This is a genomic window from Streptosporangium sp. NPDC006930 (assembly GCF_040635605.1).
In the GTDB taxonomy this organism is placed as follows: Bacteria; Actinomycetota; Actinomycetes; order Streptosporangiales; family Streptosporangiaceae; genus Streptosporangium.
Window position 1 is genome coordinate 327,226 of the sequence record NZ_JBEYID010000005.1, and the last position, 15,259, is coordinate 342,484.

Genomic DNA, 15,259 nt, shown 5'->3' on the forward strand with positions numbered 1-15,259 from the left:
AGGCTCAACCATGCTGTTGGGAGCGCCCGCACGATGACCATCCCTGCACCAGCCGCGTCCACCACCGAGGACCCCCTCTCGGTGAAGGCAACGGAGACGGTGGGCCGTTCCCCCGGCCAGTTGATGTGGCTGCGCTTCCGTCGCGACCCCACCGGAATCGCCTCGGCCCTCGTGGTGATCTTCTTCTTCCTCGTCGCGATCCTCGCGCCGGTCATCTCCTGGCTGTACGGAAAGGACCCCTACACCCTCTATGGGCAGGACACCCCCGGGCTGCTGAACGACTTCGGCTACCCGGTGCTGCCCAACGGCGGCATGAGCTCGGACTTCTGGTTCGGCGTCGAGCCCGGACTCGGCCGTGACGTGTTCATGCAACTCGTCTACGGCATCAGGACCTCACTGATGATCGCGATGGCCGCGACGCTGCTCATCTCGATGATCGGCATCGTGATGGGCATCGTCGCCGGGTACATCGGGGGCAGAACCGACTACTTCATCGGCCGCCTGATCGACATCGTCCTCTCGTTCCCCTCGACCCTGTTCATCATCGCGTTCATGCCGGTGGTGGAGAACCTCTTCGTCGACCCCTCGGAGGAGACGCCGGTCTGGCTGCGCGCGGTGACGCTCATCACCCTGTTGACGGCCTTCGGCTGGGCAGGCATCGCCCGGCTGCTGCGCGGCCAGGTGCTCTCCATGCGCGAGCGGGAGTTCGTCGAGGCCGCCAAGGTGACCGGCGCCTCCCCCGCGCGGATCATCTTCAAGGAGCTGCTGCCCAACCTGTGGACACCGATCCTGATCCAGTCGACCCTGCTGCTGCCCGCGATGGTGACCGCCGAGGCGGCCCTGTCCTTCCTGGGCGTCGGCATGATCGAGCCCATTCCCGACTGGGGCCGGATGTTCCTGCGGGGCACCGAGGTCTACCAGAACGACATCACCTACCTCATCTTCCCCGGCGCGGCTCTGCTCATCTTCGTGATCGCCTTCAACCTTCTCGGTGACTCGGTCCGCGACGCCTTCGATCCAAAGCTCAAGCGTTAGACCCGATAGGAGAGAGATGAAAGTCCGTACGCGGTCAGCGATGGCCGTACTCGCCATAGGCGCGCTCGCACTCACCAGCGCGTGCGCCGAGGGCAACCAGGGCGCCCCCGCCGCTCCCAGCGGCTCCGCGGGCGCGTCCGCCCCCGCCGCGGAGCCCTTCAAGGCGCCGACCATCACGGTCGGCACCGCGGAGGACTCCAAGGGCCCCGCCATCGAGCCGGAGGGTGTCGTCAAGGGCGGCACCGTCACGATGATCGACCGGGACGACTTCTCCCACATGGACCCGGCCCAGCTCTACGTCAACACCGAGACGAACTTCTCCCTCCTGATCGCGCGTACCCTCACCGGCTACAAGCGCACCGACAAGAGCGAGTACAAGCTGGTCGGCGACCTCGCCACCGACACCGGCACCCCCTCCGACGGCGGCAAGACCTGGACCTTCACCCTCAAGGACGGGGTGAAGTGGGAGGACGGCACGCCCATCACGTCCGAGGACGTGAAGTGGAGCATGGAGCGGACGTTCGCCCCCTTCGTCACCCAGGGCCCGACCTACATCCAGCAGTGGCTCACCGAGACCGACCACAAGAAGGCCTACCAGGGCCCCTACGACGGCAAGCGCCTCGACAGCATCGAGACGCCGGACGACAAGACGATCGTCTACAAGTTCAAGACGCCGCACGCGGACGCCAACTACGCCTTCGCCATGGGCGGCTACGGCATCGTCCCCAAGGAGAAGGACACCAAGGAGAAGTACGACAAGGCCCCCGTCTCCAGCGGCCCGTACATCATCAAGAACCACGTGGTCGACAAGTCCATCGACCTTGAGCGCAACCCCAACTGGGACCCGGCCACCGACCCGATCCGCGGCGCCTACCCCGACAAGTGGCGTCTGGAGTTCGGCCAGGAGAACCTGCAGATCACCGACCGCCTGATCGCGGACACGGGCCCGGACCAGACCGCCTTCACCTTCTACGCGACGGTCCCGCCGGAGCGTCTGCAGCAGGTGCTCGGCGACGCCAGCCTGGCCAACCGCCTGATGAAGAGCCCCTCCCCGTACGGGAACTACTACTACTTCAACCTTGACCGGGTGAAGGACCAAAAGCTCCGCCAGGCCATCAACTACGCGTGGCCGTCCAAGCAGATCCAGCAGGTCTACGGTGGCCCGCAGGCGGCCGCGCTGCCGACCACCATCCTCAACGAGAACACCACGGTCGGCTACCAGCCCTACGACCTGTTCGGCAAGGAGACCAAGCCCGAGGGTGACATCGAGAAGGCCAAGGAGCTGCTGGCCGAGTCGAGCAACCCGACGCCGACCATCGTCTTCGCCCACAACCAGACGCCGCTCCAGGAGCAGATCATGGTCGTGATCAAGAGCGCCCTGGAGAAGACCGGTATCAAGGTCGTCGCCAAGCCGCTGGACCGCAAGACCTACTACGACTCCATCGGCCTGGTGAAGAACGAGTTCGACATGTACTGGGGCGGCTGGGGCGCCGACTGGCCGTCCGGCTCGACGGTCATGCCCGTCATCTTCGGCCCGATCGCCGACGGTGCGCCGAACTACGCGCACCTGAAGGACGAGGCGCTCACCAAGGAGATGGACGAGATCACCGCGATGACCGACATCGACGCCCAGAACAAGGCGTGGATGGACCTGGACAAGAAGATCCAGGAGACGATCACCCCGCTCGTGGTCGCCGAGAACCGGATCGCCAACACCCTGCACGGCTCCAAGATCGGCGGCGCGGAGATCGACCCGCAGTCGTGGGTCGTCCAGCCGAACAGAATCTTCGTGAAGCAGTAACGCCCACGAAGCCTTAGGAGACACCGGCGGCCGTGGCCTCGCGGGAGGGCGACACCTCCTCCCGCGAGGCCACGGCCAAGGGGCCGTCAGGCCCCAGCAGCGGTCCCAGCCACCTCGGGAAACAGGCAATGCTTCCATTCATCACTCGCCGCACGCTCGGCGCCGCGGTCACGCTTCTGATCATCTCCGCGGTCACGTTCTTCCTCTTCTTCGCCGTGCCCGCCGACCCGGCGAGGCTCGCCTGCGGCAAGGTCTGCCCGCCCGAGCTCCTGGAGCAGGCGCGGCACAACCTGGGACTGGACCAGCCCCTGTTCGCCCAGTTCGTGGCCTGGCTGGCCGGCATCTTCGTCGGCCGCGACTACGAAAGCCTGGGCCACTGCCCGGCCCCCTGCCTCGGCTACTCGTTCGTCAACCGCGAGCCGGTGTTCGAGACGATCCTGGACCGGCTTCCGGTCACCGTCTCCCTCACCATCGGCGCGGCGATCGTCTTCCTCATCTTCGGAATGGCGACCGGTATCGTCGCGGCCCTGCGCCAGGGCAAGCCGCTGGACAAGATCGCCAGCGTGGCGTCCCTCATCGGCGCCTCCGTGCAGATCTACTTCATCGGCACGCTCGCGCTCTACTTCCTCGTCTACAAGAACCAGATCCTCCAGCGGCCCCAGTATCTGCCGTTCACCGAGAACCCCGTCGCCTGGGCGAGCGGGCTCGCGCTGCCCTGGGTGGTGCTGGCGATCATCTTCACCGCCAACTACACCCGTATGACGCGCTCGACGATGGTGGAACAGCTCAGCGAGGACTACGTCCGCACCGCGCGGGCCAAGGGCATGTCCGGGCGGAGCGTGGTGCTGAGATTCGCCCTGCGCGGCACCCTCACTCCCATCATCACGATCTTCGGCGTGGACCTCGGCACGCTGATCGGCGGCGCGATCATCACCGAGACCACCTTCGGGTTACAGGGACTCGGGCGGCTCTCCATCAAGGCCGTCGACAGCTCCGACCTGCCCATGCTGATGGGGACGGTGCTCGTGGCGGCCGCCGCGATCGTCTTCTTCAACATCGTCGTCGACATCCTGTACGCCTTCATCGACCCTCGCGTCCGGCTGAGCTAGGAGTTCTGAAAAAAGTGTCAACTCCCTTCCTCTCGGTCCGTGACCTGACCGTCGACTTCCACACCGAGGACGGCGTCGTCCACGCGGTGGACGGGCTCTCCTTCGACGTGGAGAAGGGCACCACGCTCGGCATCGTCGGCGAGTCCGGGTCGGGCAAGTCGGTGACCAACCTGACCGTGCTAGGCCTGCACAATCCGGAGACCACCAAGATCAGTGGAGAGATCCGGCTGGACGGCGAGGAGCTGATCGGCGCCTCCAACTCCACCATGGAGAAGCTGCGCGGCAACAAGGTCGCGATGATCTTCCAGGATCCGCTGACCTCGCTCTCCCCGTACCACACCATCGGCAAGCAGATCTCCGAGGTCTACCGCAAGCACACCGGCGCGAGCCGCGCCGAGGCGAGGGACCGCGCGATCGAGATGCTGACCCGGGTCGGCATCCCCCAGCCGAAGACCAGGGTGGACGACTATCCCCACCAGTTCTCCGGCGGCATGCGGCAGCGCGCGATGATCGCGATGGCCCTGGTGTGCGACCCGGACCTGCTGATCGCCGACGAGCCCACCACCGCCCTGGACGTGACCGTGCAGGCCCAGATCCTGGACCTGCTCAAGGAGCTCCAGGACCAGACGGGCGCCTCGATCATCCTGATCACCCACGACCTCGGCGTGGTCGCCAACACCGCGCACGACGTGCTGGTGATGTACGCCGGGCGGGCGGTGGAGCGCGGGACCGTGAGAGAGGTCCTCCGCGAGCCCCGGCACCCCTACACCTGGGGTCTGCTCGCCTCCATGCCCCGCCTGAGCGCCCCCGTGGACGTGCCGCTGCGGCCGGTCCGCGGCACCCCGCCGAGCCTGATCAACGTTCCGCCCGGCTGCCCCTTCCACCCCAGGTGCGACTACATGAAGCTGGCCGGTCCCGAGCTGTGCCGCTCCGAGCGGCCGGAACTGTCCCCGCACCGCGGCCACGGCGACGCGTGCTACCTGACCCTCGCCCAGAAGAGGGAGATCCAAAAGTGAGCGAGACAACCGGTGAACCCCGCGGCGAGGCGCTGCTGGAGCTGTCCGGCCTGAAGAAGCACTTCCCGGTGATGGGCGGCCTCATCTTCAAACGCCAGGTGGGCAAGGTCCACGCGGTGGACGGCATCGACCTGACGGTGCACGCCGGTGAGACGCTCGGCCTGGTCGGCGAGTCGGGCTGTGGCAAGTCCACCGCCGGACGGCTGGCCTCCCGGCTGCTGGAGCCCACGGCGGGCAGCATCAGGTACGCCGGGCGGGAGATCGGCCACGCCACGCGCAGGGAGCTGAAGCCGATCCGGGCCGAGATCCAGATGATCTTCCAGGATCCGTACTCGTCGCTGAACCCCCGGCACACGGTGGGCACGATCATCGGCGGCCCGATGGAGATCAACGGCATCAACCCCCCCGGCGGCAGGGAGAAGCGGGTCCGGGAGCTCCTGGAGATCGTCGGGCTCAACCCCGAGCACTTCAACCGCTTCCCGCACGAGTTCTCCGGCGGCCAGCGGCAGCGCATCGGGGTGGCCCGCGCGCTCTCCCTCGACCCCAAGCTGATCATCGCGGACGAGCCGGTCTCCGCCCTCGACGTCTCCATCCAGGCGCAGGTCGTCAACCTGCTCCAGCAGCTTCAGCGGGACCTGGGCATCGCGTTCCTGTTCATCGCGCACGACCTCGCGATCGTGCGGCACTTCTCCCAGCGGGTCGCGGTCATGTATCTCGGCAAGATCGTCGAGGTCGCCGACCGCGTCTCCCTGTACGAGCGCCCCCGTCACCCCTACACTCACGCGCTGCTGTCGGCGGTGCCCGAGGTGCTGGAGGACGAGGCGCCGCGCGAGCGCATCCGCCTGGCCGGGGACGTGCCCTCCCCGATCAACCCGCCGTCCGGCTGCCGCTTCCGCACCCGCTGCTGGAAGGCCCAGGACAAGTGCGCGACCGAGGAGCCCCCGCTGCTCAGGCTGGAGGGCAACAGGGAAGGTCACCTGACAGCCTGCCACTTCCCCGAGGAGCCGACCGTGCACGGCCAGGACGTGGTGCTGGACCCGGCGCTGCAGACCTGACGGTCCGGCGTCTCGCCGCGGGACGCCTGGCCCGTGACCGCGGACCCGAAGGTCCGATGGCGGCGATCCCCGCCGATCCCCGCCGTTTTCCGGTACCGGCCGCCGAGGCGGCGGCCGGTGCCATCGGCTCGGCGGCTCAACGACCGCCGGCCGGTGATCCGTCGATCAGCGGCCGGTGTTCGGCGGTCGGCCTCAGTGGCTCAGCGGCCGGTGATCCGGCGGCCGGCCGCTCACGACTCGGCGGAGGCGGCCAGAGCACGCAGGCCGTCGACCGCGCGGGCCGGGTCCTCCACGCCGTAGACGGCGTTGCCCGCCACGAAGACGTCGGCGCCCGCCTCCGCGCAGCGCTCGATCGTCGTGTCGGAGACGCCGCCGTCCACCTGGAGCCAGACCTGCCCGCCGTGCCGGCCGATGAGCTCGCGGGCCCTGCGGATCTTGGGCAGCACGATGTCGAGGAACTTCTGCCCGCCGAAGCCGGGATCGACGGTCATCACCAGCAGCATGTCGATCTCACCGAGCAGGTCCTCGTACGGTTCGACGGGGGTGGCCGGGTTCAGCGCCAGGCCCGCGCGGGCGCCCGCCTGGCGGATCTGGCGCAGCGTGCGCACCGGGGCCTTGGCCGCCTCCACGTGGATGGTCACGCTCCCGGCGCCGGCCTCGGCGTAGTCAGGTGCCCAGCGATCCGGGTCTTCGATCATGAGATGGCAGTCGAGTGGCGTCGAGGTCGCCTTGAGCAGAGACTCGACGACCGGCAGCCCAAGGGTGAGGTTGGGCACGAAGTGGTTGTCCATGACGTCCACGTGCAGCCAGTCGGCGTTGGGTACCGCAGCGGCCGCCTCGGCGAGGCGGGCGAAGTCGGCGGACAGGAGGCTGGGCGAGATCTGTACGGCCATAATTGGCCGATTCTAGCGGCGGGGGCCTCGCCGCCCGTTCTCCCCCTGTGGCGGGGCCGGTGCCCATGAGGCGGGACACGGCCCCCTCCACCGGACGAGGTGCCCGTGAGGCGGGACGCCTCCTCCGCCGGACGGCTCACAACGCCACACGAACGTTGGGACAGGACACTCCCTGACCGACCGAGGCCAGGCCGGCCCCGTACCTCGGCGGACGGGCGGCGCGGAGACGCGGGTCAGATGTCGACCCGGACGCGGTATCTCTCCAGCCAGGCGTTGAACTGGAGGAGTCCCTCCAGCGACGCCCGGCCTCCCCCCGGACCGCCGCCCGTCTCCGGCCGGTCGATCACGGCCCGTACCTTCTCCCTGTCGACGAGCGGCGCGGCGGCGAAGTGGTCGCCGCCGAGCAGCCGGGCCGCCTCCGCGCGGACGGCCTTCTCGTAGGTGGGGTCCTGCGTCGAGGGGTAGGGGCTCTTGCGGCGCCCGACGACCGAGGGCGGCAGGACGTCCGCGGCGGCGGCGCGCAGCAGGCTCTTCTCCTGCCCGTCGAACGTCTTCATCGCCCAGGGGGCGTTGAAGACGTACTCCACCAACCGGTGGTCGCAGAACGGCACCCGGACCTCCAGCCCGACGGCCATGCTCATCCGGTCCTTGCGGTCCAGCAGGATCTGCACGAACCGGGTGAGGTGCAGGTAGGAGATCTCTCGCATGCGCCGCTCCAGGCCCTCCTCGCCCGGCAGCCGGGGCACCTCGTCGAGCGCCCGCCGGTAGCTGTCGGCGCGGTAGCCGGGTATGTCCAGCTTGCGCATCAGATCCTCGTCGAGGAGCGCCCCCACCCCCGCGAACCGTCCGAACCCCGGGGACACCAGCCACGGGAAGGTGTCGGCGGAGACCGCCTCGGGGTCGAAGAACCACCGGTAGCCGCCGAAGACCTCGTCGGCGGACTCGCCGGACAGCGCCACCGTGGAGTGGCCCCGGATGGCGCGGAACAGCAGGTAGAGGGAGGTGTCCATGTCCCCGATGCCGATCGGCAGGTCACGCGCCCTCAGGACCGCGGCGCGCACCGCGGGGTCCATGAGATCGGCGGAGTCCAGGACGATGTCGGCGTGCTCGGAGCCGATGTGCCGTACGACGTCGTGCACGTACGGCGTGTCGGGGGTGTCGCGCATCTCGTCGGGCGTGAAGTTCTCGCTGTATCCGGTGAAGTCGACGGAGAACGACCGGATCTTCCCTCCCCCCTGCCCCTCCGGCCCGAGTGCGGCGAGCGCCGTGATGGTGCTGGAGTCGAGACCTCCGGAGAGCAGGGTGCACAGCGGCACGTCGGAGACGAGCTGACGGGTGACGATGTCGTTCAGCAGTTCGCGCACGGTCCCGACGGTGGTGGTGAGGTCGTCGGGGTGCTCGTGGGCCTCCAGGTGCCAGTAGGGGCGCCGGCACAGGAAGTCGCGGGTCACCCGGACGGTGTGGCCGGGGCGCACCTCGTACATGTCCCGGTAGACGGCGCGTTCCGGGTTCTTCACGAAGGCGATCAGCTCGCGCAGGCCGTCGGCGTCGACGGTGGGCGTCCCGGTCAGGGGGTTGGCCAGGATCGCCTTGGGCTCGGAGCCGAACAGCACGCCGCTCGGGAGCGGGTGGTAGTACAGCGGCTTGATGCCCATCCTGTCCCGGACGAGCAGCAGCTCCTCGCGGCGGGCGTCCCAGATCGCGAAGGCGAACATGCCGTTCAGCCGTTCGGGGAAGCCCTCACCCCATTCGAGGTAGGCCCGCAGGAGGACCTCGGTGTCGCTCCGGGTCGAAAAACGGTGGCCGTGGGCGATCAGTTCCGCGCGCAGCTCGACGAAGTTGTAGATCTCGCCGCTGTAGGTGAGGACGGCGAGTGGCTGCCCGTCCTCATCGGCGATCATCGGCTGGCGCCCGCCCTCGATGTCGATGACGGCCAGACGCCGATGACCTATCGCGGCGTGCGGGGCGAGCCACAGCCCCTCGTCGTCGGGTCCACGACAGGCCATGGTGTCGGTCATGGCCTGCGCGGCGGCCCGTGACTGTCGAAGATCGCGCTCGAAGTCCACCCATCCGCAGATTCCGCACATTTCGACAACCCCGCATCCTGCTCGGAAGCAGTTACATTCAGTCGAACAGCCCTAGGTGTCGATATATGCCCAGATAATGCCCTCTGACCTGCGGCGATGACCTCAGCCGCCCTCCTTCGCCAGGAGGGCGGCGCTCGTTCAGCGGCGGCGCAGCAGGGCGAGGAACATCGCGTCGGTGCCGTGCCGGTGCGGCCAGAACCGCGCGTACGGCCCCTCGCCCAGCCCCTCGACCTCGGGAAGCGGGTCGCGGGCGTCCAGCGCCTCGACGTCGTCGCGGCGCCGCAGGACGTCGCCGACCACGGCGACGGTCTCCGCCAGGTGCGGCGAGCAGGTCACGTACGCGACGACCCCACCGGGACGCGCCGCGTCGATCGCCGAGTCGAGCAGGGCACGCTGGATCCTGCCCAGCTCGGGAAGGCTCCGGGGATCGCGACGCCAGCGGGCCTCGGGACGGCGGCGCAGCGCGCCCAGGCCGGTGCAGGGGGCGTCGAGCATGACCCGGTCGAAGACCCCCGGCCGCCAGGCGGGCGCGGTGCCGTCCGCGGTGATCACCGCGGCCTGCCGGGTCGTCTGCCACACCAGCCGCGCCCGGTGATACTGCAGCTCGGCGGCGAGCAGGCGCGCCTCGCCCTGCTGGGTCGCGATGGCGTCGAGCAGGCCCGCCTTGCCACCGGGACCCGCGCACAGGTCGAGCCAGCGGGAGTCGGAGCCCTCCAGCGGGACCCGCGTCAAAGCGAGCGCGACGAGCTGGCTCGCCTCGTCCTGCACGGCCGCGCGCGACTCGGCCACGGCGAGGACCGCACCGGGGTCGCCCTCGGCCAGATAGGCCGCGTACGGGGAGTATCTGGCGGGTTCCGCACCCGCGTCGAGAAGCTCGGCGACCGAGGAGCGGCCCGGGCGGGCGACGAGGGTCACCTTGGGACGCTCGTTGTCGGCCGCGAGCAGGGCGGCCGTCTCGTCGAAGTCACCGCCCACCGCGTCGCGCAGGGCGTCGACGATCCACCTCGGGTGGCTGTGGGCCACCGCCAGGTGACCCACGGGGTCCTCGGCCGGGTCGGGCGCCACGATCGGGATCCACTGCTCCAGGGAGCGGGTGGAGACCTTGCGCAGCACGGCGTTGGCGTACTTCGACGCGCCGATGCCCACGCGCAGCCGCACCAGGTCGACCGTGGTGCCGACGGCGGCGTGCGGGGGAACCCGCGTCCTGAGCAGCTGGTGCACGCCCAGGCGGACGGCGTCGAGCAGCGGCGGGTCGACGTCCTCGGGCGCCCGGTCGCTGCAGGCCGCGATGACCTCGTCGTAGGTGCCGAGGCCGCGCAGGGTGCCGTAGGCCAGCTCGGTGGCCAGGCCCGCGTCGCGCCCGGAAAGGCGGCGCTCGCGCAGCAGCGCGGGCATCAGCAGGTTGGCGTAGGCGTCCCGCTCGTCGACGGCGCGCATCAGGTCGTACGCGGCGTTGCGCGCCTCGTCGCGGACCGGCTTGGGCGGGCGCCCGCCTCTGCCCCTGCCTCCGGCGCCGCGTGAACCGCCCGCCGGGCCGTGACCCCCGCCGCGCGGGACGTTACGGCCGTTACCACTGCTCATGATCTTCAGGCCAGCCGATCCTCGTCGGTGGGCCGCACGCCGCGGGCCCACTCCCCCGCGCCCATCAGGCGCTTGCCCTGCGGCTGCACCTCGCCCAGCTCGACCGGGTAGGTGGCGGTGCCGACCAGGACGGAGTTCTTGGACGCCACGATCTGGCCGGGGGCCAGGCCGGAGGCGTCGGGAACCGGTCGCACGGGACCCAGCTTGATCCGCCCGCCGCGGAACTCGGTCCACGCGCCCGGGGCGGGGGTACAGGCGCGGACCAGGCGGTCGACCCGCATCGCGGGGGCGGACCAGTCGACCCTCGCGTCGTCGACGCTGATCTTCGGGGCGAGGCTCACCCCCTCCGCGGGCTGTGCCACGGCCTCCAGCTTGCCCTCCTCGATCCCGTCGAGGGTGGCCGCCAGCAGCCCCGCACCGGACTCGGCGAGCCGGGCGAGCAGCTCCCCGCTGGTGTCGGTGGGGCGGATCTCCTCGGTCACCACGCCGTAGACCGGCCCCGCGTCCAGCTCCTTGACGATCTGGAAGGTGGCCGCACCGGTGATCTCGTCGCCGTGGAGCACGGCGTGCTGCACCGGCGCCGCGCCGCGCCAGGCCGGCAACAGCGAGAAGTGCAGGTTGACCCAGCCGTACCGAGGGATGTCCAGGGTGGCCTGCGGCAGGAGCGCACCGTAGGCGACCACCGGACAGCAGTCGGGGGCGAGCTCGGTGAGCCGGTCGAGAAACTCCGGGCCGCCCGCCTTGGGCGGCCTGAGCACCTCGATGCCCGCCTCCTCGGCGAGCTCGGCGACGGGGCTCGGCTGGACCTTGCGGCCCCTGCCCGACTGGGCGTCCGGGCGCGTGACGACGGCGACGACGTCGTGGCGAGGCGAGTCGATCAGTGCCCGCAGCGAGGGCAGGGCGGTGTCCGGAGTTCCGGCGAAGACCAGTCGCAAGGTTCCTACAGAGCCTTCCCTTGGGTGGCGTGCGGGGAGAACTTGAACGTGGGGGCCGACAGCCCGCTCCAGTCGGCCTCGCGGATCGCCTTCATCGCGAGTTTGCGCTGCTTGGCGTCCATCCGGTCGATGAACAGCACGCCGTCCAGGTGATCGGTCTCATGCTGGAAGCAGCGGGCCATCAGGTCGGTGCCCTCCAGGGTCACCGGCTCGCCGTGCATGTTGAAACCGGTCGCCACGGCCCGTATCGACCTGGGCGTGGGGAAGGACAGGCCGGGGAACGACAGGCAGCCCTCCTCGCCCTCCTCGTCCTTGTCCTCCGACAGGTCGAGGTTGGGGTTGATCAGATGCCCGAGCTGGTCGTCCACGTAGTAGGTGAAGACGCGCAGGCCGACCCCGATCTGCGGCGCGGCCAGCCCGGCTCCCGGCGCGTCCATCATCGTGTCGGTGAGGTCCTTGACGAGCTTGCGCAGCTCCTTGTCGAAGTCCTTGACCGGGTCGGCGGGAGTGCGCAGCACCGGATCGCCGAAAAGACGGATCGGCTGAATGGACAACAGGGGTCTCCTCACACTTCATGGGATGCGCCCAGTCTAAGGGCGACGGCCGCCTCCCCCGGGCCTTCCACTCAGCGGGAGCGGGCCTTCATCGCCGCCTTGCGGGCGGACTTGGCCACCGCCGCGTCACCGTGGCGAGAACCCAGCAGATCCAGGACGGCGAAGGTGTCCGGGTGGTCCACCAGCGCCATCTCCTCGATCACCCGGACGAGGTCCTCACCGGGTTCTAGGGCGTCGAACTCACAGATCGCCTCCGAGGCGTCGCCGCGCTCGAGCAGCGAGGCGAGCGAGTCGACCGCGAGCCAGGTGTTGTCGGCGGGCGTGAGGGCGGGCGCGGACAGGTGGCGGATGTGCAGCCAGGAGGCGGCGTAGCGCCACATGGCGGGCTCGGAGAGCGCCTCCCTGAGCGGGACCTCGGCCTCGGGGCCGAGCTCCTCCAGGATCGTGCCCACGGCGCCACGGCGGCCGGCCGTACCCGAGGCGGCGACCTTGACCAGCTCGCGGGCGGCGGCCTCGGGGTGGCGGGACTCCAGCCACACGGTGACGGCGCTGGGCGCGGCGGAACCCTTCATGATCGCCTCGACCAGCTCCGCCGCGCCCAGGTCGGTGAAGACGGCGACCTCCGCGCCCGTCGGCGCGTCGTGGCCCTCCCGCATCAGATCCTGGCGGACGGCCCACATGCCCAGCGGGGTCAGCCTCGGCCGTCCTGACCGCGAGGTCTCCACCAGTCCGCAGTAGCTCAGAAGCGACAGGGCCGACTCCAGCTGGGCGGGAAGCGCGCCTGTCAGCACCCGCATCTCCACCTGGCGGGCACCGCAGGCCACCTGGTGCGACTGCAGGATGCCCTTCACCAGGGTCGCGGTGGACAGCCCCTCGCGCACGGCGTACAGCGTGGCGAGCATCTCGGCCAGATGGTCGTCGATCACCGGGGAACCGGTCAGGTCGTCGTCGGCACGGTCGAGGACGTCCATGACCACGCCGTCCCAGAATCCCAGCAGCGCCCGGGGCGGCAGGTCGGAGGAGAGCACGAGCGGGCCGGGCGTCACCTCGCCACGGGAGATGCGGAGCATGCCGGTGTTGACGGCGACCACCCAGAGCAGGTGCAACCGCGCGGGGCCCGGCAGTCCGAGCTCGGCGCACGGCGTGAACGGGTCGGGCAGCAGGCCCTCGGGGGTCACCCGGCGGGTGCCGGTCCAGACGGCCACACGCTGTGCGTCGATCACCAGCGGGACGTGCGGGACGTGCGCGGCCAGCTCCTCGTCGGTGGCGAGGTCGACCGGGGGAAAGCTCAGCGCGTCGCCACGTGGGGGGCGACCTCGGCCCGTGGTGGCGACGGACTCCTCAAGAACGGCCGCCCGCAGCTCGCGTGGCGCCGTTCCCAGCTCGTCGACCAGCCTGCGCAGTTCGCCGATGTCGAAGACGTTCCCACTGTTCCCGCTCTTTGCCACTCGTGAAACTTACTGCACTCGCGCCTCACGCATACACGGCTCAGCCGATGGCGCGGGAACGTGCCTTGAAGGCCGCCTTGCGGGCCGCCTTGGCCGCTCCGTGATCTCTGAGAGAGCGTCCGAGCAGCTCAAGGACGTCGACGACCTCCGGATGGTCGACCCTCCACATCTCCTCGATCACGTGTGGCGGAGGGCCTGAGGCGGACATGTTCTCGGCGAACGTCTCCGGATCCTCCTCGGCGGCGGGCATGGCCAGGGCGAGCATGTCCACGCTCATCCAGAGCATCTCCTCCTGGGTGAGCGTGGGAGCCGCCAGGCCGCGCGAACTCAGCCAGTGGATGGCGTGCGGGCGCAGCTCGGGCTCCTCCAGGAAGGCGCGCACCGCCTCTTCCGCGTCGGGGCCGAGACGGTCGACGATCGTCACCGCGATGCCCCTCGCGACCGACGGCGCGCCGGAGACGGAACCGAACAACTCGGTGACCGCCTGCGCCGGTGTCCTGTTCTCCAGCCAGCCCCCGATATCGGCCTCGGCCATCTCGGCGGGCATTCCGGAAAGCAGCCCCTCGATGAGCTCGGGCGCGTCGGCGGTGGTCAGATCGGCCGCCTCGGGTGCCTCGACGCCCAGGTCGGTGTAGAGCTCGCGCAGTCCCCACAGGGCCAGCGGAGTGAGTTCGAGCAGCTCGTCACCCGGCTCGGCCATCCCGCAGTACGCGAGCCGCCTGACGGCCTCGGGAACGTCGATCTCGCCGCCCTCGACCAGGCCGATCTCCTCCAGATACTCCCCGACGAGGGGGATCGGCACGGGCGCCTGGAGGCGGTAGAGCATGTCGCACAGACCGTAGAGCTCCTCGTCGAGGGAGACGTCGCCCGTCACGGCGCCGCCGGTGTCCTTCTCGACGACGAACTCGACCGTGGCGGCCCAGATTTCGAGCGGATCGAAGTCCTCGCCGTCGAAGATCGCGCTGCCCTCGACCTGGACCAGGCCGGTGTGGACCGCGAGCTCCCACAGCAGCCCCGGGTCGGCCACCGAGAGCTGGGCGGCCGCCTCGCCGGCGTCACGGACCCGCAGGCGGCCCTTGAGGGTCGGGGTGCGGCCGCCGGCGAGCATCCACTGGACCAGCCTGCGCGCGTCGGTGACCAGCGGCACCCGCAGGGCGCTCTGGACGAGTGTCTCGCGGGGCGCCAGGCGTACGGGGGGAAGGGGCGAGCAGCCGGGACAGTCACAGTGCTCGACGGCGGGCTCCTCGCGCACCGCGGAGACGGAGAGGATCGCGCTCCCGGCGTCCTGCTCCAGCGAGTCGGCGCCGATCGCGCTGAAGAGGCTCTTGGCCATGCCGAACCGGGAGGTGTCGGCGAGTGCGATGGGCATCTCGGGTTCGATCCGGTCGAGGACGCTCCTCATCCGGACGGCCATCTTGCCGCCGATCTCCTCGGTGGCGAGCAGGAAGTCGACCAGGGTGCGGGCGGCGGCGACGGTCTCCGGGGCGCTCTCCGGGGGGGCGATGACCTTGCGCGGATAGATGTTGAGCAGCAGTTCCTCGAAGGTGACAGGGGTGAAGTCACCCAGCTCGTTCACGTCCAGATAGTCACTCGCGTAGTCGCAGAGCAGCCGCACCTCGTCCACGTCAACGTCAAGGCTGTGCGCACGCCCCCACGCGCGCAGGTCGTCTACGGCCCGATTCACCCATTCGATCGACACAGGGGAAAATTAACGGCTTACTGCCAGCACCGCGAATCGGGGAAAC

Annotated in this window: 12 protein-coding genes; 5 read left to right on the forward strand and 7 right to left on the reverse strand. The window is 69.9% G+C overall.

The features are described 5' to 3' along the window. The first annotated feature begins 33 nt into the window (after nt 1-33). From ABZ664_RS12165 to ABZ664_RS12185, 5 genes are all read left to right on the forward strand, one after another. Nucleotides 34-1,035, forward strand: coding sequence for an ABC transporter permease (locus tag ABZ664_RS12165; RefSeq protein ID WP_350948071.1), 1,002 nt, complete (start codon nt 34-36; stop codon nt 1,033-1,035). Nucleotides 1,036-1,051: 16 nt separating this feature from the next. Further along, nucleotides 1,052-2,836, forward strand: coding sequence for an ABC transporter substrate-binding protein (locus tag ABZ664_RS12170; RefSeq protein ID WP_362507064.1), 1,785 nt, complete (start codon nt 1,052-1,054; stop codon nt 2,834-2,836). 128 nt (nt 2,837-2,964) lie between these two features. Then, nucleotides 2,965-3,945, forward strand: coding sequence for an ABC transporter permease (locus ABZ664_RS12175; protein ID WP_362507068.1), 981 nt, complete (start codon nt 2,965-2,967; stop codon nt 3,943-3,945). Between the two features lie 14 nt (nt 3,946-3,959). Then, nucleotides 3,960-4,961: an ABC transporter ATP-binding protein gene (locus ABZ664_RS12180; protein WP_362507071.1), complete on the forward strand. Its 1,002-nt coding sequence runs from the start codon at nt 3,960-3,962 to the stop codon at nt 4,959-4,961. A 71-nt stretch (nt 4,962-5,032) separates the two neighbouring features. Beyond that, the gene (locus ABZ664_RS12185) at nt 5,033-6,016 is read left to right on the forward strand and encodes an oligopeptide/dipeptide ABC transporter ATP-binding protein (RefSeq protein WP_362507303.1); all 984 of its coding nucleotides are present in this window, start codon (nt 5,033-5,035) and stop codon (nt 6,014-6,016) included. A 230-nt stretch (nt 6,017-6,246) separates the two neighbouring features. Here the strand turns inward: ABZ664_RS12185 and rpe are convergent, their stop codons facing one another. The 7 genes from rpe to ABZ664_RS12220 form a co-directional block, all read right to left on the reverse strand. Beyond that, on the reverse strand, nt 6,247-6,909 hold the full coding sequence (gene rpe, locus ABZ664_RS12190; RefSeq protein ID WP_362507074.1) for a ribulose-phosphate 3-epimerase: 663 nt from the start codon (nt 6,907-6,909) through the stop codon (nt 6,247-6,249). Nucleotides 6,910-7,142: 233 nt separating this feature from the next. Further along, complete coding sequence (gene asnB, locus ABZ664_RS12195; RefSeq protein ID WP_362507077.1) at nt 7,143-8,996, reverse strand: asparagine synthase (glutamine-hydrolyzing); 1,854 nt, start codon at nt 8,994-8,996, stop codon at nt 7,143-7,145. Between the two features lie 138 nt (nt 8,997-9,134). After that, nucleotides 9,135-10,577 (reverse strand): transcription antitermination factor NusB, encoded by a 1,443-nt coding sequence (locus ABZ664_RS12200; RefSeq protein ID WP_362507080.1) that lies wholly within the window; start codon nt 10,575-10,577, stop codon nt 9,135-9,137. A gap of 5 nt (nt 10,578-10,582) precedes the next feature. After that, a complete protein-coding gene (gene fmt / locus ABZ664_RS12205) occupies nt 10,583-11,512 on the reverse strand; it encodes a methionyl-tRNA formyltransferase (RefSeq protein ID WP_362507083.1) in 930 nt (309 codons plus the stop codon). A gap of 5 nt (nt 11,513-11,517) precedes the next feature. Beyond that, the gene (gene def, locus ABZ664_RS12210) at nt 11,518-12,066 is read right to left on the reverse strand and encodes a peptide deformylase (protein WP_350948063.1); all 549 of its coding nucleotides are present in this window, start codon (nt 12,064-12,066) and stop codon (nt 11,518-11,520) included. A 71-nt stretch (nt 12,067-12,137) separates the two neighbouring features. Next, on the reverse strand, nt 12,138-13,514 hold the full coding sequence (locus ABZ664_RS12215) for a hypothetical protein (protein WP_362507086.1): 1,377 nt from the start codon (nt 13,512-13,514) through the stop codon (nt 12,138-12,140). A 40-nt stretch (nt 13,515-13,554) separates the two neighbouring features. Continuing rightward, entirely contained in the window at nt 13,555-15,213 is a 1,659-nt protein-coding gene (locus ABZ664_RS12220) for a hypothetical protein (protein WP_362507089.1), read from the reverse strand. Between the last annotated feature and the right edge of the window lie 46 nt (nt 15,214-15,259).

What these genes read in the sequence shown, in the direction of transcription:
- ABZ664_RS12165 (WP_350948071.1), top strand. Translation starts at nt 34, where the DNA reads ATGACCATCCCTGCACCAGCCGCGTCCACCACCGAGGACCCCCTCTCG.
- ABZ664_RS12170 (WP_362507064.1), top strand. Translation starts at nt 1,052, where the DNA reads ATGAAAGTCCGTACGCGGTCAGCGATGGCCGTACTCGCCATAGGCGCG.
- ABZ664_RS12175 (WP_362507068.1), top strand. Translation starts at nt 2,965, where the DNA reads ATGCTTCCATTCATCACTCGCCGCACGCTCGGCGCCGCGGTCACGCTT.
- ABZ664_RS12185 (WP_362507303.1), top strand. Translation starts at nt 5,033, where the DNA reads ATGGGCGGCCTCATCTTCAAACGCCAGGTGGGCAAGGTCCACGCGGTG.
- rpe (WP_362507074.1), bottom strand. Translation starts at nt 6,909, where the DNA reads ATGGCCGTACAGATCTCGCCCAGCCTCCTGTCCGCCGACTTCGCCCGC.
- asnB (WP_362507077.1), bottom strand. Translation starts at nt 8,996, where the DNA reads ATGTGCGGAATCTGCGGATGGGTGGACTTCGAGCGCGATCTTCGACAG.
- ABZ664_RS12200 (WP_362507080.1), bottom strand. Translation starts at nt 10,577, where the DNA reads ATGAGCAGTGGTAACGGCCGTAACGTCCCGCGCGGCGGGGGTCACGGC.